The 19622-nt window shown below is 42.1% G+C and carries 18 protein-coding genes; 8 read left to right on the top strand and 10 right to left on the bottom strand.

The window, feature by feature from the left end; all coding sequences use genetic code 11:
• Positions 1-3: 3 nt before the first annotated feature.
• A complete protein-coding gene (rbsD, locus tag EDC41_RS02015) occupies positions 4-423 on the bottom strand; it encodes a D-ribose pyranase (protein ID WP_006250464.1) in 420 nt (139 codons plus the stop codon).
• 229 nt (positions 424-652) lie between these two features.
• On the opposite strand from rbsD, the gene EDC41_RS02020 reads away from it, so the two are divergent.
• Complete coding sequence (locus tag EDC41_RS02020) at positions 653-913, top strand: YfhL family 4Fe-4S dicluster ferredoxin (protein WP_006249318.1); 261 nt, start codon at positions 653-655, stop codon at positions 911-913.
• A gap of 31 nt (positions 914-944) precedes the next feature.
• On the opposite strand, the gene ygfZ is transcribed toward EDC41_RS02020, so the two are convergent.
• Together ygfZ and EDC41_RS02030 are read right to left on the bottom strand one after the other, a co-directional pair.
• The gene (ygfZ, locus tag EDC41_RS02025) at positions 945-1835 is read right to left on the bottom strand and encodes a CAF17-like 4Fe-4S cluster assembly/insertion protein YgfZ (RefSeq protein WP_020831103.1); all 891 of its coding nucleotides are present in this window, start codon (positions 1833-1835) and stop codon (positions 945-947) included.
• A gap of 8 nt (positions 1836-1843) precedes the next feature.
• Positions 1844-2707: a YicC/YloC family endoribonuclease gene (locus EDC41_RS02030; RefSeq protein WP_006249316.1), complete on the bottom strand. Its 864-nt coding sequence runs from the start codon at positions 2705-2707 to the stop codon at positions 1844-1846.
• 294 nt (positions 2708-3001) lie between these two features.
• Here EDC41_RS02030 and rph point away from each other — a divergent pair, with 294 nt between their 5' ends.
• The 3 genes from rph (at position 3002) to EDC41_RS02040 (ending at position 6241) form a co-directional block, all read left to right on the top strand.
• A complete protein-coding gene (gene rph / locus EDC41_RS02035; protein WP_006250463.1) occupies positions 3002-3718 on the top strand; it encodes a ribonuclease PH in 717 nt (238 codons plus the stop codon).
• 223 nt (positions 3719-3941) lie between these two features.
• Positions 3942-4118: a hypothetical protein gene (locus tag EDC41_RS13780; protein WP_006250462.1), complete on the top strand. Its 177-nt coding sequence runs from the start codon at positions 3942-3944 to the stop codon at positions 4116-4118.
• A 47-nt stretch (positions 4119-4165) separates the two neighbouring features.
• Positions 4166-6241: a TonB-dependent receptor gene (locus EDC41_RS02040; RefSeq protein WP_235658937.1), complete on the top strand. Its 2076-nt coding sequence runs from the start codon at positions 4166-4168 to the stop codon at positions 6239-6241.
• A 77-nt stretch (positions 6242-6318) separates the two neighbouring features.
• On the opposite strand, the gene EDC41_RS02045 is transcribed toward EDC41_RS02040, so the two are convergent.
• The 7 genes from EDC41_RS02045 to EDC41_RS02075 all read right to left on the bottom strand — a co-directional run bounded on the left by EDC41_RS02045 (position 6319) and on the right by EDC41_RS02075 (position 14018).
• Entirely contained in the window at positions 6319-7020 is a 702-nt protein-coding gene (locus tag EDC41_RS02045) for a LutC/YkgG family protein (protein WP_006249314.1), read from the bottom strand.
• 4 nt (positions 7021-7024) lie between these two features.
• The gene (locus EDC41_RS02050; protein ID WP_006249313.1) at positions 7025-8434 is read right to left on the bottom strand and encodes a LutB/LldF family L-lactate oxidation iron-sulfur protein; all 1410 of its coding nucleotides are present in this window, start codon (positions 8432-8434) and stop codon (positions 7025-7027) included.
• A gap of 1 nt (position 8435) precedes the next feature.
• Positions 8436-9167 (bottom strand): (Fe-S)-binding protein, encoded by a 732-nt coding sequence (locus EDC41_RS02055; RefSeq protein WP_006249312.1) that lies wholly within the window; start codon positions 9165-9167, stop codon positions 8436-8438.
• Positions 9168-9310: 143 nt separating this feature from the next.
• Positions 9311-10915, bottom strand: coding sequence for an L-lactate permease (locus tag EDC41_RS02060; protein WP_006250460.1), 1605 nt, complete (start codon positions 10913-10915; stop codon positions 9311-9313).
• 290 nt (positions 10916-11205) lie between these two features.
• Positions 11206-12297 carry a redox-regulated ATPase YchF gene (ychF, locus tag EDC41_RS02065; protein WP_006249875.1) on the bottom strand — a complete coding sequence of 364 codons (1092 nt, stop codon included), beginning with the start codon at positions 12295-12297 and terminating at the stop codon, positions 11206-11208.
• 185 nt (positions 12298-12482) lie between these two features.
• Positions 12483-13070: an aminoacyl-tRNA hydrolase gene (gene pth, locus EDC41_RS02070; RefSeq protein WP_006249876.1), complete on the bottom strand. Its 588-nt coding sequence runs from the start codon at positions 13068-13070 to the stop codon at positions 12483-12485.
• A 72-nt stretch (positions 13071-13142) separates the two neighbouring features.
• Entirely contained in the window at positions 13143-14018 is an 876-nt protein-coding gene (locus tag EDC41_RS02075; protein WP_006249877.1) for a D-alanyl-D-alanine carboxypeptidase family protein, read from the bottom strand.
• Positions 14019-14250: 232 nt separating this feature from the next.
• Between EDC41_RS02075 and prfC the strand changes: the two genes are divergently transcribed.
• The 4 genes from prfC to EDC41_RS02095 all read left to right on the top strand — a co-directional run bounded on the left by prfC (position 14251) and on the right by EDC41_RS02095 (position 19607).
• A complete protein-coding gene (gene prfC / locus EDC41_RS02080; protein WP_006252306.1) occupies positions 14251-15831 on the top strand; it encodes a peptide chain release factor 3 in 1581 nt (526 codons plus the stop codon).
• A 257-nt stretch (positions 15832-16088) separates the two neighbouring features.
• Positions 16089-17663: an ABC transporter substrate-binding protein gene (locus EDC41_RS02085; protein WP_006252305.1), complete on the top strand. Its 1575-nt coding sequence runs from the start codon at positions 16089-16091 to the stop codon at positions 17661-17663.
• Between the two features lie 219 nt (positions 17664-17882).
• Positions 17883-18815, top strand: a complete 933-nt coding sequence (locus tag EDC41_RS02090; RefSeq protein WP_006252304.1) for an ABC transporter permease — start codon at positions 17883-17885, stop codon at positions 18813-18815.
• Positions 18816-18824: 9 nt separating this feature from the next.
• A complete protein-coding gene (locus EDC41_RS02095; protein WP_006249882.1) occupies positions 18825-19607 on the top strand; it encodes an ABC transporter permease in 783 nt (260 codons plus the stop codon).
• Positions 19608-19622: the final 15 nt, after the last annotated feature.

A 19622-nucleotide genomic window follows, 5' to 3' on the forward strand; every position in this document is an offset into this window, starting at 1 on the left:
ACCCTAAAACGGCACGCCCGAATATAAAATAATATTGGCATACGGTGAACACTCACCCGAACGCACAACAGCTTTACTGTAATGTGTCTGCTCTTTAAAGATTTCGTGGTTCACATAATCAATTTGAATTTTATTCTGTTGAGCTTGTTCTAATTGGGTTAAACGCTCCAAAAGAGCTGCTAACACTTGCGGATTTTTATGTTTAATTTCTTCAGCAAGTAGCACTCGTTCAACAAATAATTCACTAACTACTACATCAAATGTTTGTAAAAAACTTGGCACACCGGCGGTTAAAGCCAAATCGATCCGCTCTATTGTGTTTGGAATCGGCAAACCGGCATCGCAAACCGTTAAACTATCGGTATGCCCGAGTGTCGCAATACTGTGCGAAAGTTGTGCATTTAGATTTAGCGTTTTTTTCATACTAACCCCTTTATTTTCGCTCCATCACGTTGGAAAATACTCCATCGAAACGTTTCGATGGCATCATAAAAAATTTTCTTAATCGGATAAACAACCAAATTGCAAAAATGTGAAGTAGTTCAAATTATTTTGCTTTATAATAGGTAGCATTTAATGACAAGCGGTAAGATTTGCAAATTTTTTTGCAAAATCGACCGCTTGTTTAATTTTTATTTTCTCAATATAAACTATGGCTTTATTAATTACCCACAAATGTACCAACTGTGATATGTGCTTGCCGGAATGCCCGAACGAGGCGATTTCGGTGGGCGATGATATTTATATCATCGATCCGGTGTTATGTACCGAATGTGTCGGGCATTATGAAAAGCCGACTTGCCAGAAAGTTTGCCCGATTACCAACTGCATTATCAAAGATCCTGATAATATCGAAACCGAAGAGCAGTTGTGGGAACGTTTTGTGATGATTCATCACCCTGATCAGATATAAAAAAACGGTCATACTCTGATGACCGTTCGTTTTACTCATTTTCTGCCAAACTATAAGGTAACTCGACCATTTCCAACGCTACACCATTGGCTCTAAACTTGGTGTTAGGTTCAACATCTTTATTCAGCACCACTTGCACCCACAGGGTATTTTCATCAGTCGCACTGGTCAACACAGTGCCGGTTGCTCGCCAATTTTCGCCCAGTTGCATTTCAATCGCAGAAGCAACTTCCGGTAAGCTGATTTCGCTTTCAAAGTTGCCGGCAAGGGTAAATAAAGCACGTTTATTCGCCCCACGATATTTCGCTCTCGCTACCGTTTCTTGCCCGATGTAGCAACCTTTGGTGAATGAAATCGCAGATTCAAGTGCCTGTAAATTGGTTGCCTGTGGAATCAGCTCAAACTGGTTTTGTTGCAAGAGAACAGGAATGCCGTCTTGAATATCCATTAATGTCCAGAGCTGTTCATCGGCAGTCGTTTCAAGCTCTTCGCCCCAAACAATGGCCCGAGGCTGTCCTGTGGTTAAACGCAAAGCGGTCATATTTTCGCTTAATTTTGCAAATGCTGCTTCACCTGCCATACCATAAAGTGGGATGTCTAATTCCGTGAAGGTCACTTTTGAAAAAACCGCATATTTTTTAAGTTGCGTCAGGGCTTCAGGCAATAAGCTGCGGTGAATGATCGCCATAAATTTCTCATTTTCTGCACGATACAAACGCAGTAACGCACTCATTTTGCCTTTCGGATCACAATGGCTGGTTAGCGTATGTTCGCCCACCGAAATTTTTGCCACATCGCAGGTTAATTGCCCTTGAAGATATTTCTCAGCATCTACCCCTGCGATTTCAATTAAACAATACTGAGAAAGCGGCACGCAGAGATTTGGATAGCTCTGGCTCACTTGCTTGAAATTCATTGCCATAATCTGTCCTATTCTAAATTCTGAATTTGTTCACGCATCTGTTCGATCAACACTTTCAGCTCCACCGCCGAATTGGTCACGTCCGCATTAATCGATTTTGAGGCGAGCGTGTTGGATTCACGGTTTAGTTCTTGCATCATAAAATCCAGTTTACGCCCAACCGCACCGCCTTTTTTCAGGATATTGGTGGTTTCTTTAACGTGTAATTGCAAGCGGTCTAATTCCTCCGCCACATCAACACGTTGGGCAAGTAACACCATTTCTTGTTCTAAGCGTTGTGGATCAAGCTGTAAATTCAGTTCATCGAACCGTTGTTGTAAACGATCTTTCTGCCATTGCAGAATTTCCGGCATTTGGGCTTGTACCTTTGCAGCCTCAACTGAAATTGCTTCTAAACGTTGTAAGATCAGGGCTTGCACGTTCTCGCCCTCTCTGGCTCGCATTGCGATAAAATCTGCCAGAATTTGTTCAAAGCCGGCTAATAAATCTTGAGCAATTTGGTCTAAATCTTGGCTTTCATTATCCACCACGCCCGGGAAACGTAGCACATCAACAAGGTTGATTTCGCCTTCATTTGCGGTTTCTTTTAACCATTTTAATGATTGAACCACCTGTGCGGCATATTCTTTGTTTAACGCAATTTCACTGTTTTGGGTTTTGCTTAAATCAATGCGTAAGCTACACTCTACTTTGCCTCGTGTCAGTGCAGAACGTAAACGCTCACGCAAGGTCATTTCTAGGTTGCGAAACTGCTCCGGCAAACGAAAATAGGTTTCTAAAAAGCGTTGATTTACCGAGCGAATTTCCCACACCGCATTGCCCCACTCTTTTTTCATTTCTAAATGGGCAAATGCTGTCATACTATAAATCATTGGTATTCCTTGTGTTGGTATTCCTGTGTTTTTATAAGTAAAGCTCTCTCCCCTTGAGGGAGAGAGACCGAAAAATATTTCGTTCAGAAATATTTTTCAGAGAGAGGGAGGAATTTGTAAAATTTGAGATAAAAATAACCGCTTACCCCTCTCCCTGATTTTTCTTCTGAACGAAGAAAAATCCGTCCCTCTCCCACAAGGGGCGAGGGCTATGTAAATTCTTTGCTAAAGAAAAATCACATTTTACTGTGTTCTTTGCTAAAATGGTAAAAATTTTAGCAAAAGGAAAAGAAAATGCGTCCAAATAATCGAGCAAACAACCAAGTTAGAGAAATTAAAATTACCCGTAACTACACTCGCTATGCCGAAGGCTCGGTATTAATTGAGTTTGGCGAAACCAAAGTATTGTGTAACGCTACGGTAGAAGAAAGCGTGCCACGCTTTTTAAAAGGTCAGCAACAAGGTTGGGTTACCGCAGAATATGGTATGTTGCCACGAGCCACCCACTCTCGCACTCAGCGTGAAGCGGCAAAAGGCAAACAAGGCGGACGCACAATGGAAATCCAACGCTTGATTGCCCGTTCTCTGCGTGCGGTGGTAGATTTAAAAGCCTTAGGCGAACGTACCGTTACCGTAGATTGTGATGTTATTCAAGCCGATGGAGGCACTCGCACCGCCTCAATTACCGGTGCGTGCGTAGCATTGTACGATGCAATGAATAAGTTAGTAGCTGATGGAACACTAAAAACTAACCCAATGAAAGGTTTAGTCGCAGCAATTTCTGTCGGTATTGTAGCAGGCGAAGCGGTGTGCGATTTAGAATATCTGGAAGATTCCAACGCTGAAACTGATATGAACGTGGTGATGGTCGAAGATGGTCGTTTAGTGGAAGTACAAGGCACGGCAGAAGGCGAACCGTTCTCGCACCAAGAATTACTGACATTGCTAGATTTAGCGAAGCAAGGCATTAGCCAGCTAGTTGAAGCTCAACGTAAAGCGTTAGCTGAATAATTCACTTCTCTTTTTGATTTTCTTTTTAAATAAAATCTACATCTGACAAAACAGAATAACCGTTCTGATTCAGATGTAGATTTTTTTATTTCCCTTTTCAAAATACACTCAATCATAAAATAACAATTATTTTTTTATGGAAATATTGCACTTCTTACAAAATATCTGTAAATTTCATTGCCATTATTTTTTTATGGCTATTTATTCTAGAAGGACTCTAAACGTGTTAAAGAAAAATTATCTCACTGTATCAATTCTCCTTGCCATTAGTGGAGTAGGCTACGCTAATGAAATCTCTTTAGAGACTATTACTGTTGATGGAAATACGCCTTCAACCAAAGGGAAATTACTAGGTGGTGAACTAAATAGCAATGAATCTGTTGTTGATGAAAAAAATTAAAACAAGGTAGTATTACATTAGGTAACGCTTTATCTGGTGAATTAGGCATTCATTCAAGCCAGTTCGGAGGCGGTGCAAGTACCCCAATTATTCGTGGGCAAGAGAGTAAACGTGCAAAAATCTTACAAAATAATGGCGAAAACTTAGATATGTCGGGAATGTCTCCTGATCATGCAGTAACCGTAGATGCGCTACTTGCTAAACGTATTGAAATTTTACGTGATCCAACCACTTTACTTTACAGTGCAGGTAATACGGCAGGTGTAATTAATGTGGTAGACAATAAAATTCCAACCGCTATTCCCGAAAAAGGCTATGAGGGGCAATTTGGTGTGCGTTTTGGCTCAGCCAGTAAAGAGCGTTTAACCTATGCAGGCTCAACCTTTGCCCTTGGAAATCATTTAGCCTTGCGGGTACAGGGAATGTATAACAAAGCTTCCGAATACTATGCTCCACACTTTACGATTGAAGGCAAACCTTACCACCGCGTACCAGATAGCGATGTACAATCACAAACCGGCACAGTAGGCCTTTCTTGGATTGGAGAGCGAGGACATCTTGGTATTGCTTACACTGATCGCCGTGATAAATATGGATTAATTGGTCACACACACAAATACGATCACTATACTATTAGTATTATTCGCCAAGCCGTTATGTTTGCAAAAGGTTATTTACGTTTTTATCCGCACCTTGCAGAAGAAGGAGATATTGACTATAACAACCCTGGTATCCGTTTACTGCATACTCATATTCCGGGAGGCTCACATTATGGACAAGATACTCACGAGCACGGCAAACCTTGGATTGATATGCACTCCAAGCGGTATGATATTGATGGAAGTTTGCAAAATCCACTTCCTGGTTTTGAAGAAGCCAAAATATCAGCTAACTATGTAGATTACTATCATGATGAAAAAGATGGAAAAAGAGTTGAAAATTACTTCAAGAACAAAGGAAAAAATCTACGTTTCGAATTGGTTCACAAAGAGTGGAAAGGGCTAAAAGGAGCTATTGGTGTGCAATATACCAACCAATCTACCTCAGCACTTGCACTTGAAGCTTCACGAGCTGCAAAAGTATTTAATAAACAGCCTTTACTCAATAATCCAAAAACAAAATTATGGAGTCTCTTTGCGATTGAACGCCTTAATTTAGGTGACTTTACCTTTGAGTTAAGTGGGCGGGCAGAACGTCAAAAAATAGCAATGGATTATGATGTGAAATTAATTGATCGCTGGCTAGGCTTTAATACACCTATGCCAAACTTGGACCCACATAAAGACAAAGGTTATTCTTATAGCTTTGCAACTCATTGGTATTTCGCACCAAACCATAAGTTAACATTAAATGCTGCACATCAAGAACGTTTACCTAATGCTCAGGAACTCTATGCTCATGGTAAACACATTGCTTTAAATGCATTTGAGGCTGGCAATAAAAATCTAGAAAAAGAGCGTTCTAACCAAATTGAGCTATCGTTAGCTTATGTTGGCGACAAATGGGATTATAAATTAAATCTCTACCACACCCGCTATGGCAACTATATTTACCCATTAACTCTTAATGATAATCGTGGACCTAAATCTTTTACCGATGAATATAACTTGAAAGTGAATAGATATTATCAAGGCGAAGCTCGTTTTAGTGGGGCAGAAGGCGAAATTGGTTATCTATTTACACCAAATTATCGCTTAGCCGTATTCGGAGACTATGTCCGTGGAAAGTTAGTCAACTTACCTAATATTGCAATGAGTTATAACATTTGGACAGGTGAAGTTGACAAATGGGCTTCTCAGCCAGACATTTCTGCACCTCGTATACCACCACTACGTTTAGGAGCAAGATTTAATGCTGACTTCAACCTAAACTGGTCTGGAATGTTAGAATATTACCGAGTATTTGCTCAGAAAAAAGTCTCGAAATACGAACAAGTTACCCCTGGCCATCATCAAGTAAACCTTGGCGTAACCTATAGTAATCATTTTAATCAAACAGAATACCAAGTATTCCTTAAAGTGGATAACTTGCTTAATCAGAAAATGTACCAACATGCCTCATATCTACCACATATTCCACAAATGGGTAGAAATGCAATGCTTGGAATGAATATCAGTTTTTAATTTGTAAATCTCTACAAAAATATAACCGCTTGTAAATTTCTATCTACAAGCGGTTACTTTCAGTGGATTTTTTGCAATTAGAGATCGTCAATTACCAAGTAAATTTTATTTACCGGGCCGTGAACGCCAACTACTTTAATCAACTCAATATCCGCAGTCGCCGATGGGCCTGAGATGATATTCACACAAGATGGCATTCTTTCACCTCGTTGGGCTTTTTCGTGCAGAATTTGTGCAAGCTGTGCCACACGAGGTAACACTGTACTTTTGCGTAACACAACCACCGATTTTTCGGGCAATAAGCTCACTGAACGCCCAAATTCTTTATCGGAAAACAGTACAATACCGCCAGACTCTGCCAAGCCATATTCACCGTAAACCACACCGATATTAGCAGTTCTGGCTTTTTCAAAGTTGGTTTCAGCTTGGTTGAAATCCCACACATAGCTGTCTTCGTATTTTGCTTGAATGGCTGCGGTAATCCCAAGATCTTTTAAACGTTGATCGTTATTCACGATCACACTCGCCCCGCCATATTTTTCACAAATATCAATAATGGCTTGTGGTAAATCCGCCTCTTTTGCCTCTACTACATCTGCCATCATCACTCGGGCAAAATCGATAAACTCTTGGCAAAGTTGTGGTTGAGGGCGATCGGTTAAACGGGTAATCGCGTGGTTGTTTTCCAACACAGGAATTGGCTCAGGCACATTTTGGCGTGGTCTGCCCATACGCTGTGCCAATTTATTTAAGAAATTTTCACGATTTTGTAAATCCATTTTCTTATCCTCTGTTATTAAACCATTCACGGAAACTTTCGCCTTCGGCAGTCGGTAAATCACGGGCTTTCGTCCATTCACCTAACGCCCCAAAATTCACCGGTGCTTTGCCGTTTTTAATCAATTTGCTTGCCACTTTCGCCCCCACTTTTACGCCGACTTTCCAAAGGGTTGGGTGTGAGTTAGCGAAGTTAAAGCCAAAAATAGACAAGCGTTCTGCCATTGGCGTTAAGCCGGCATCCGCAATTTTCTCACGGTGTTTTAAGATAAGCTGTGCCAGTGGAATTTTCACTGGACAAACACTGTTACAAGCGGTACAAAGTGAGCAAGCATACGGCAATTCTTTAAACTCTTCGTAGCCACCGAGCAATGGCGAAATAACTGAACCAATCGGGCCCGGATAGATTGAACCATAGCCGTGACCGCCAATTTGGCGATACGCCGGGCAAGTGTTCAAACATGCACCACAGCGGATACAACGCAACACTTCTTGGAATTCGCTTTCTAAGATTTTAGAACGACCGTTATCGACAATGACCAAGTGGAACTCTTCCGGACCATCGGTTTCGCCTTCAAGTCTAGGACCTGTCAGCCAAGTGTTGTAAGCGGTGAGTTTTGCCCCTACCGCACTGCGAGCCAGCATGGTAATTAATACATCAACCTCTTTAAAGGTTGGGGCGATACGTTCCATACCCATTACTGCAATATGCGTTTTCGGCACAGTTGTTGCCATACGCAGATTACCTTCGTTGGTCACTAAACAAACCGAGCCGGTTTCCGGCACCGCAAAGTTACAGCCTGAAATACCGATGTCTGCCTCTAAGAAATCTTCACGGATTTTTTGGCGGACGAATGCAGTCATCTCTTCAGGTGTTTCCGAACCTTGATAACCTAGCACATCGTGCATTTCTTGGCGGATTCTGTGGCGATCTTTGTGGATTGCAGGTACAACAATATGAGAAGGTTTATCGCCCACAATTTGCAATAAATATTCGCCCAAATCGGTTTCAACCACTTTAATGCCTTCTGCTTCTAAAACGTGGTTCATCCCAATCTCTTCGGTTACCATCGACTTCGATTTTACGATTTTCTTCGCATTTTTAGCTTTCGCCACGTTTTTGATGTAATCAGTGGCTTCTTCGGCGGTTTCGGCAAAGAAAACGTGTCCGCCGTTTTGGGTGACTTTTTCGCTTAATTGGTAGAGATAAGCGTCTAAATTGGCTAAAACGTGGTTACGAATTGCTTTCGCATCATCACGCCACTCTTCCCAGTTGCCCAGCTCATCCACCATACGCTGACGGTTTGCACCGATTGTTTCCTGAGCCTTAACTAAGGCTTTACGCACAATCTCGTTATTAACTTGCTGCTCAACACGTTGTTTAAACGGCAGGGTGTTAGTTTGTAAATAAGACATCTTATTTTCCTCCCTGCATTAACACTTCGGCAATGTGCATCACTTTGATTGGCTTACCTTCACGGCTTAAACGACCGCCAATGTTCATCAAGCAGCTTACATCTGCCCCGATTAAATAATCCGGCTCATCGGTATCTACATTTGCGACTTTCTCTTTTACCATCTCGCCGGAAATTTCTGCCATTTTGACCGAGAATGTGCCACCAAAACCACAGCAAGTTTCTTGGTTTTTGATTGGTAATAACTCTAACCCTTTAACGTGCTGTAATAAAGCAATAGGCTCATCTTTAATCCCCAGCTTACGGAATAAGCTGCAAGACGGGTGATAAACTGCTTTGCCCGGTAAATAAGCCCCAACATCTTTCACGCCCAGTTTGTTCACAATAAAATCGGTTAAATCATAGAAACGATCAGCCACTTTCTTCGCACGTTCTGCCCATTCTTTTTCGCCAAAGCGTTCAAAATGATCCGGATAGGTTTTGATCGCATATACACAAGAACCTGCCGGGGCGACAATCGGGTAATCATTAGCTTCAAAGGTTTCAACCAAGTTTTTCATACCTGCTAAAGCTTGCTTAGTGTAACCGCTGTTGATCGCAGGTTGTCCACAGCAACCTTGTTTTTCTAAGAAAGTGATTTTACAACCTAATTTTTCCAATAAAAGCACGGTATTTTTTGCAACCCCTGCTTTCATTACATCTGCAATGCAGGTTACGTAAAAATTAACGTTCATAAAGAACTCCCACAGTAAATATAAATAAGAATTAAACTCAAAAAATGCCGTTCTAAGACGGCGAAAGGAAGAGGTGGATTTGCAAAAAATTTGCTAAATCTCACCGCTTCCTTTCTAAATCAAGTAAGCTGATTATTAACTTATTATAGGTTATAGAACATAGGTACTATAAACAATGCCGAAATCGCAGCAATAACGCCATACACGAACATTGGCACGGCTGTTTTCTTAATAATATTGCCTTCTTGTTTCTCAATGCCGGTAACAGAACACACAGCCACGATGTTGTTAATACACACCATATTCCCCATTGCACCACCAACTGATTGCAATGCAAGAATTAAGGTAACAGATAACCCGACTTGCTGTGCCGTTGCATATTGTACTGTTCCGAAGGTTAAGTTAGATACCGTATTTGACCCTGAGAAGAACGCACCAATTGCACCTAAGAACGAGGCAAATAATGTCCAAGATTGACCGGTAAATTCTGCGAAGTTTTTACCAATGATCTGAACCATTGAGTCTACACCACCAATTAACATTAATTTTACCATCACAATGGCACCTAAAAGTGCTAAGAATGGTTTTTTCACTTGTTTAAATGAAGTGCCAAAAATCTCTTGAGTATTTTTACCTGATACCGAGAAAATCGGTAAGCAAATTAATACGGTCACAACAAATGGAATCAACGCAGGAACATACAGTAATTTATAGCTAGTTGCTACATTCGTACCTAAAATATTTTTCAGTGCAAAAATTAAGCCTTGGCTAATTTCAAAGTTAGCGAAACCAAGCGAACTGACAATCCAAGCTGTTGCATCATTTAGCATTGCTTTTAATGGAAGTTGCTGAATACGGGTGATTACCAAAATGAAGATCAGTAACCCTGTTGGTAATAATGCTTTTGCCACTTCACCAAAGGTCGCTTTATCGCCGTCAAGGTGGTTCTCGCTTTTCGCTAAACCAATACCCATATTTGCTACCCAGACTGACACCAATAAACCAATCGCCCCGGCAACTAATGATGGGAATTCGTAGTTAAATTGAGCAATAATGAAGTAAGGAATGACACAGGCAAAAATGCTGATATAAATAAACACGATATTTTGACGAATTTCTTTCCAGCTCACAATTAAACGCAATGCCATAACTGGAATAATAAACGCAGCAATAGAGTGGATCAGTGCAGTAATAGAACCAATTTCAAGCACTTGTGCATCGGTTAGTAAACCATCTTTTAATAATGGTCCCATACCAAACCAAGTTGGTGTGCCAACCGCACCAAATGACACCGGCACAGAGTTCATTACTAAGGCTAACATTGCCACTTGTAACGGTTTAAAGCCTAAACCAACCAGAATTGGAGCTGCAATTGCCGCCGGCGTACCGAAACCTGATGCGCCTTCAATCATAAATGCAAATGCCCAACCGATAATCATCAACTGTGCCACCGGATTCGGGTTAATTGTCCCTAACCATTTACGCATAGTGTTGGTTGCACCTGAAACTTCAGAGAAACGGTTAAATAAAATCGCCCCGAAAATAACGGTAATTGGGGTTAATACATCACCTAAACCGGCAATAATATTGGCAAAGATTAACGTGGTATCATTACCAAAATAGGTAAGCTGAAGCACAAAAATTAATAACGCCGTAAGTGGTAAAGCCACATAAGACGGTAACGCGTTACGTTTTACCATTAAATAAATGAGCAAAACAATTGGAAATACGCTCAGGAATAGAGCCATACTGCACCTCTTTATATGATTATAAAATGACCTAACTGGTCGGATAGGTGCGAATTGTACTCTTAAAAAAAAACTAATGTAACTAGGTTGTTACAATTTTGTGATCTAACTCGCATTTTTAATGATTGTATGGTTAAAAAAGAGCCATATTTATTTTCATTTAATACTTAATAGTTAGCCCTATTTAAGACATTTTTACCGAATCGAGCAATATGCAATTAATTAACAAAAAAAGGCCGCTTGCAGATCACAGATCAACAAGCGGTCTTTTTTAGGCAAAAATTTGCAAATTAAACATTGAAACGGAAGTGCATTACATCGCCGTCTTGAACAATATAATCTTTACCTTCCAAACGCCATTTACCCGCTTCTTTTGCACCGGCTTCACCTTTATTGTCTATGAAGTCTTGGTAAGCAATTACTTCCGCACGAATAAAGCCTTTCTCAAAGTCAGTGTGAATCACGGCTGCTGCTTTTGGAGCGGTTGCACCTACCGAAACCGTCCACGCACGCACTTCTTTTACCCCTGCGGTAAAGTAGGTTTGTAAGTTAAGTAAACGGTAGCCTGCACGAATAACACGGTTTAAGCCCGGCTCTTCAATGCCTAAATCTTGTAGAAATTCCACTTTTTCTTCGTCATCAAGCTCGGCAATTTCCGATTCAATCGCTGCACACACCGGTACAACCACCGCCCCTTCTTTTTCGGCAATTTCACGCACACGGTCAAGATAAGGGTTATTTTCAAAACCGTCTTCGTTCACGTTGGCAATATACATTGTCGGTTTTAAAGTTAAGAAGTTGTAGCCCTTAATAGCGTGCAGTTCATCCTTATCTAAATCTACCGAACGAATCATACCGGCATTTTCAAGCACAGGTAGGATTTTTTCCATAATCGATAATTCAAATTTTGCGTCTTTATCGCCACCTTTCGCACGTTTTTGTAAACGCTGAATGGCACGCTCGCAACTGTCTAAATCGGCAAGTGCCAATTCGGTATTGATGATTTCAATATCATCAGCTGGGTCAATTTTCCCCGCAACGTGAACGATGTCATCATTTTCAAAACAACGCACAACGTGGCCAATCGCATCAGTTTCACGAATATTGGCTAAGAATTTATTACCTAAACCTTCGCCTTTGCTTGCACCTGCCACTAAGCCGGCAATATCCACAAATTCCATTGTAGTTGGTAACACTCGCTCAGGTTTCACAATTTCCGCCAACGCATCTAAGCGAGGGTCAGGCATTGGTACCACACCGGTATTTGGCTCAATCGTACAGAACGGATAGTTTGCTGCCTCAATACCTGCTTTAGTTAATGCATTGAAAAGGGTCGATTTACCGACATTTGGTAAACCCACAATACCACATTTAAATCCCATTTTTTGTTCCTTAGAATTCCCCTCTCCCCTTGCGGGAGAGGGATAAATTTGAGCTTCGTTCAGAAGCGAAAATGAGGGAGAGGGCGAAATTGCAATAATTTCCTCAAATATGACCGCTCCCCTCTCTCTGAAAAATACTTCTGAACGAAGTATTTTTCGGTCTCTCTCCCACAAGGGAGAGAGTTTTAATTTGCTTTAAAACTATTTAAACGGTTAGTTGCCTTAACCATTCCGTCTTTAAATAAAACTTCTACGCAACGTGCGGCTTCATCAACCGCACTATTCAGTAATGTCTGATCGCTTGGTGAAGGCTTGCCCAGCACATAATTCGCCACTAAGTCTTTATGCCCCGGGTGTCCAATACCAATTCGCACACGGTAAAACTCTTTATTATTGCCAAGGGCGGCAATAATATCTTTCAAGCCGTTATGACCACCGTGTCCGCCGCCTTTTTTCAATTTCACCGAACCGGGTGGTAAATCCAATTCATCGTGAGCGACCAAAATTTCTTCCGGTTTAATCCGATAAAAATTGGCTAACGCTCCCACTGCTTTACCACTTAAATTCATAAAAGTAGTCGGCACTAATAAACGGACTTCGCCTTGAGCGGTATTAATTTTTGCTACTTTGCCAAAATATTTCGGCTCTTCTTTTAGGCTAACGTTATATATTCGGGCAAGTTCGTTAATCAGCCACTCGCCTGCATTATGGCGGGTTTCTTCATATTTTACCCCCGGGTTCGCCAGCCCGACAATTAATTTAATTTCTGACACAATCTTGTCTCAATTCATTTAATTTAAAAGGCAGTATTTTAGAGAAAAACCGCTATTTTCTCAAGGCAACCATTAATCATATTGTCTATACGGATTTGGTACGCATTGATACTTCGCTAACATCGATTCAGTGAAATCGGTGCGTGAAGCAGCGTTATCATTGTTTAAACTAACCACACCAATTCGCTTGCCTCTGCAATCCCCTTTAGCAATAAAGGCAAGATTATAACCCGCCTCACGGGTATAACCTGTCTTACTCACTAATGCCTGATAGGATTGGGAACGAACCATACTGTTGGTGTTTTTCATAGAGAAATAACGACCACCTGCATAAACACTCACTAATGGCGAATTAGACAATTGCTGAATTTCAGGCTTACTTGCCGCATAGCCTGCCAATTTAGCAAGATCAACCACCGTTGAAACATTATCCGAAGATAAGCCTGAGCTATCGCCAAAGTAGGTTTGAGTCATACCGATTTCACGGGCTTTGCTGTTCATTCGAGCCAAAAATTGGGCTTTATTCAAATGTGTTGCGTGGGCAAGGGCGTGAGCGGCATAGTTATCGGAGCGAACTAGCATCGCTTTTAACAATTCACTACAGGCAATGTTAAGATTTTTCGGCAATGGGCTGGTCGTGCCTTTTAAGAAATCAGCATCTGACGGCAAAATTTGGGTTTGGCAACTCGCCCCATAGCGGTTTTCTTCTAAGAAAACGACTGCTGTCATTAATTTTGTGACCGAAGCAATCGGGCGAACTAAATTGAAATTCTTACCTTCCAAAAATTTCTTTTGGTTTAAGTCAAACACCACATAAGCGGAATTTTCGGTTGGAATATAAGCAGCGGTTGCTTTAATCCGTGGTGTGCTTTTCCTTTTTGCCGGCTGGGAGGAACAGGCGCTTAACACCAGAGCCGCAATCATAACAGGAATAAATTTTTTCATCATAATAGATTCATCGATAATACATCGATAATAAAGTCAAAGCTGGTTATTCTACCCTGTTTCCAAAATTGTGCCAAAGCAAGCGGTCGATTTTTACAAAATTTTTGCAAATCTAGCCGATTTTGCAAAATTTCCGCCAAATTTAACCGCTTGCCCTCTCGCCTCAAATCAGCGAAAATAACGCTTAATTTTTTGGCGGACTTTCCGCCCTTTTTATTTTAATTGGTTGAGAAAAATGTCATACCCACAAGAAGTTAATAAACGTCGCACCTTTGCGATTATTTCCCACCCCGATGCGGGTAAAACCACCATTACCGAAAAAGTATTGCTCTACGGAAATGCAATCCAAACTGCCGGCTCGGTAAAAGGCAAAGGCTCGGCACAACACGCTAAATCCGACTGGATGGAGATGGAAAAACAACGTGGAATTTCGATTACCACCTCCGTGATGCAGTTCCCGTACAATGATTGCTTGGTAAACTTACTCGATACACCGGGGCACGAAGACTTCTCGGAAGATACTTATCGTACTTTGACTGCGGTAGATAGCTGCTTAATGGTTATCGACTCGGCAAAAGGGGTTGAGGAACGCACCATTAAATTAATGGAAGTGACCCGCTTGCGTGATACGCCAATCCTAACCTTTATGAACAAGCTAGACCGTGATATTCGTGACCCGATGGAGCTGTTAGATGAAGTGGAAAGCGTGCTGAAAATCAAATGTGCGCCGATCACTTGGCCGATTGGTTGCGGAAAATTGTTTAAAGGGGTATATCACCTTTACAAGGACGAAACCTACTTATACCAAACCGGACAAGGTCATACCATTCAAGAAGTACGAGTGGTTAAAGGCTTAAATAATCCGGAACTGGATCAAGCCGTTGGCGATGATTTAGCCCAGCAGTTGCGTGATGAATTAGAGCTGGTACAAGGCGCTTCGCACGAATTCGATCACGCCGAATTTATCAAAGGCGAGCTGACACCGGTTTTCTTTGGCACTGCACTGGGTAACTTCGGGGTCAATCATTTCCTTGACGGTTTAACCGAATGGGCACCGGCACCACAAGCCCGTCAATCGGACGAACGTGAAGTTTCACCAAGCGAGGAAAAATTCAGCGGTTTCGTATTTAAAATTCAAGCGAATATGGATCCGAAACACCGAGATCGAGTTGCTTTTATGCGTGTCGTTTCAGGTAAATATGAAAAAGGAATGAAGCTTAAACACGTCCGTATCGGCAAAGATGTGGTGATCTCCGATGCCTTAACCTTTATGGCGGGCGACCGTTCACAAGCCGAAGAAGCCTACGCCGGCGATATTATCGGCTTGCACAATCACGGCACGATCCAAATTGGTGATACTTTCACCCAAGGCGAAAATTTCAAATTCACCGGTATTCCGAACTTCGCCCCTGAGCTGTTCCGCCGAATCCGCCTGCGTGATCCGCTCAAACAGAAACAACTGCTCAAAGGCTTGGTACAACTTTCCGAAGAGGGTGCGGTGCAAGTATTCCGTCCGTTAATCAACAACGATTTGATCGTGGGAGCGGTTGGGGTGCTACAGTTTGATGTGGTGGTTTCACGGCTGAAAACCGAATACGGTGTAGAGGCAATTTATGAAACCGTAAACGTTGCCACAGCCCGTTGGGTCGAAGGCAAAGATGCCAAAAAATTTGAAGAGTTCAAACGCAAAAACGAGGCAAACCTTGCCCTAGACGGCGGAGACAACCTCACCTACATTGCTCCGACAATGGTGAACTTAAACCTCGCCCAAGAACGTTACCCTGACGTACAGTTCTTTAAAACGAGAGAGCACTAAAACCAATAGGGGCGAAAAATCTTTCGCCCCTACAAATAAAGCACAAGCGGTCAATTTTTTTCCGAATTTTACAATACTAGGCATTCTGTTCCTCAAATAACCTAAATATTCCCCTATCAACAATCCTTATCTTGAGATTATTCTGCCTATTAATTAACCACTCAAAAATACCCTCGCAGAAAACTCTACTTTTTTTATGGAAATATGCTAAAGTTCGCCAATATTCATAGCCCTGATTTTTTTATGGAGAAAATAAAATGAAAAAATGGTTGATTCCATTAACTGTCGCTGCGTTCTGTGTTTCTGCTTGCGATGATAAGAACAGCACTCAAGCAACCGCAGAAAAACCGCAAGTAGAGAATACTCAATCGCAAAAAAATGCGGAAATATTACCGCTTGCAACCGTGGTTGCCCCATGGGAAATCAATAGCCTTGACCCGAATCAATCAGGCGTAATTTTCCAGCGTATGAACTTAGCGGAAACATTGGTCGAAGCTGATCTTAACGGGAATTTAATTCCGGCATTGGCCACTGACTGGCGCAGTAACGAAGAGGGAACAATCTGGCGTTTTACCTTGCGTGAAGGGGTAAAATTCCATAACGATCAAGTACTTACCGCACAAGCAGTGGTAAATAGTTTGAATATCGCAAAAAGCAAACCGGGTGTGTTAGCAAAAGCCTTTATCAAGGAAATTCGAGCGGTAGATAACAAAGTGGAAATTGAGCTAACTAAAGCTTTTGTGCCGTTTCCTTCCTTTTTAACACACTACACCGCCTTAATTTTGGCACCTGAAAGCTATAATGAAAAAGGCGAAGTGACCCAAATTATCGGTACAGGTGCGTTTAAACCCACAAAAATTGAAGCTCCGCAGAAATTGGAAGCGGTGCAATTTGAGGGCTATTGGGGCAAAAAACCGCAAGTTCAGCAAGCCAATTATTTAGCCAGCAGCCGTAGCGAAACCCGTATGTTAATGGCACAAAGCGAGCCGTCATCACTGGTATTTAATTTAGATACCGCCAGTGTAGCAAGGCTGAAAGCCGATCCTAACCTGCAATTAGTCAGCGGATCTATTGCCCGTACTATTCAGTTGAAAATGGACGTGGCAAAGCCGTTTTTTAACGACTTAGCGATTCGCCAAGCCTTATCGCAAGCGATTAATCGCAAGGCGATTGCTGAGCAGGTCTTAAAAATTGAGAACGGAGCTGCCGATCAAATTTTACCGAAAGCCTTTGCCGACTGGCGTGTTGATACCGCAGAACAAGTGGTCGATATTGCAAAAATTAAACAAAATCTGACCGCTTCCGGCTATACCTTTGATGAACAAGGTCGCTTAACCAAAGACGGCAAACCGTTTAGCTTTACCATGCGCACCTTCTCAGATCGTCCTGAATTACCGGTGATTGCTACTATCTTACAAGCTCAATGGAAACAAATTGGCGTGGAAGTGAATGTTTCGGTGGGTAATTTCAGCGAAATTCCGGCGGGGCATCAAGACGGCAGTTTAGAAATGGCTCTTTATGCCTTAAATTATGGCAAAACCTTAGATCCATATGGCGTAATTGCCTCCGACTTCGCCAATGGTGGCAGTGATTGGGGGGTAATGAATTGGCAAAATACTGAGGTAGACAATGCAGTCAAATCGCTCGAAACCGAGCGTGACCCGCAAAAAGCGAAAGCATTAAAGCAAACGGTTAGCAAAATTATTTACAATGAGTTGCCAATCATTCCAGTGGTTTATTACCAACAAAATGTGGTGGCACATAAAGAAGTGAAAAATGTGACGCTAGATCCATTTGAAAGACGCTTCTTTTTGGAGTTATTAAGTAAGTAGTTTAATTCAAAATACTCCTCGCTTTAGAAAAGGGAAGGTAGGATTTTTCAGTAGTAATTTGCGCTCTTAGGTGAATAAATAGTGACAGAATTATCGTTTTTTCTCATTTTTCACCTATTTTCTCCGCTTATTTCTTCTGCCAAATCTTCCCTTCCCCTCTTTGCTAAAGAGGGGGATCAGAACGCATAAAATCATCTTTTTAATAAATGAAATAATACAATGCACAAAATTCTCTTCCGCCGTCTTATCCAAATTCTACTGGTGATTTGGTCGGTTGGCACACTCACATTTATCCTCACCCGCCAACTTTCGGGTGATATGGCATACCGCATTGCTGCCAGCCGCTATGGTTATGATCAAGCAGATAGTGCTGCTGCTGAGGCTGTGCGTGCCGAGCTGGGATTAGACCAACCTTGGTGGCAAAGCTACTTCAGCTGGCTAAGTGACTTGGCTCAATTTAATTTAGGCAAATCATTGGTGACCGGTGATCCGGTCTGGTCTGAAATTCAGCACCAATTCGGGCATACCTTAAGCCTTGCGATTGTGGCACTTATCTTAGCAATCCTTATCGGGCCTCCGCTCGGTTTGTTAGCCGCCCGTAAGCCAAACGGCTTTTTTGACCGCTTGACACTGGTATTCAGTACCCTGTTTCGCTCCGTGCCGGCATTTATTATTGCGATTGGCTTGATTACGCTGTTTTCCGCTCAACTAAAATGGCTACCTGCCGGCGGATACGGCAGTTGGCAACATTTTATCTTGCCTGCCTTAACGCTTGCGATTGGCTTGAGTACGGTTTCGGTACGAGTCACCCGTTCTGCAATGGTTCAGGTAAAAGGCTCAGAATTTTACCAATTTTCACAATTAAAAGGCTTAAGCCGTTGGCATACCTTTTTACGTCACGGTTTGCCGAATATTGCCGTGCCGGTCATTGCCTACCACGCAGTACAATTAGTTTATTTAATTGAAGGCGTTGTGGTGGTCGAAAGCCTATTTGCTTGGCCCGGCAGCGGACACGCACTGGTTCACGCCATCATTGCCCGTGATGTGCCGATGATTCAAGGTACAACGCTCGTGATGGGCGGATTGTTTGTTGTATTAAACACCATTGCCGATCTATTAAGTGCTTGGATTGACCCACGAATTAAGCGATAGGACATCAAGATGAAAATTTCAATTTCACAATACTTAGGCGGCACTATTCTCCTTGCAATGTTGGGATTTGCCTTTTTACAGCCTTATTTTTACCCGATGGATATTGGCTTTCAAGATTTAACCAATATCCTTTCCAATCCAAATGAAATCGCTTGGTTCGGCACCGATCATCTCGGGCGGGATATGCTTGCCCGTCTTGCCTCTGCTATTCGTCTTTCGTTTGGCTTATCACTGTTTAGCGTGATTTGTGCCTTAATTGCAGGCTTAATTACCGGCATTATGGCAGGCTTTTTCGGTGGCTGGATTGACCGCATTTTCAGCTTTATTTGTGATCTAGTGATGGCACTCCCCGGCTTACTTTTAGTATTGCTCTTTGCCGCCCTTTCTCCCGGCTCATTTTGGACGCTCTATTTAGGGATTTCATTGGTAATGTGGGTGGAATTTTTCCGTGTGATCCGCTCTATCAGCTCAACAATGGCAAACAGCTCGGAAATTCAAGCCTCACGCCTAATGGGAATGGGCTGGTTTTATAGCTTCAAACGCCACTTATTGCCCCGTTTATTACCGATGATTGCCACTTTATCGGCATTCTCGCTCGGCAATGCGATTTTAGCTCTCGCCACACTTGGCTTTGTCAGCGTAGGGCTTCGCCCGCCTACAGCAGAATTAGGCTTGATGATGACCGAACTATTCCCTTACTACTACGAAGCACCGCTGATATTTTTGCAACCAGTGGTTGCCGTTTTCTTAATGGTACTCAGCTTACAATTATTGTCTAGAAAAATTAAATAATGCGTAGGGGCAGGT

It is taken from the genome of Mannheimia haemolytica, assembly GCF_004342115.1.
Lineage (GTDB): Bacteria > Pseudomonadota > Gammaproteobacteria > Enterobacterales > Pasteurellaceae > Mannheimia > Mannheimia haemolytica.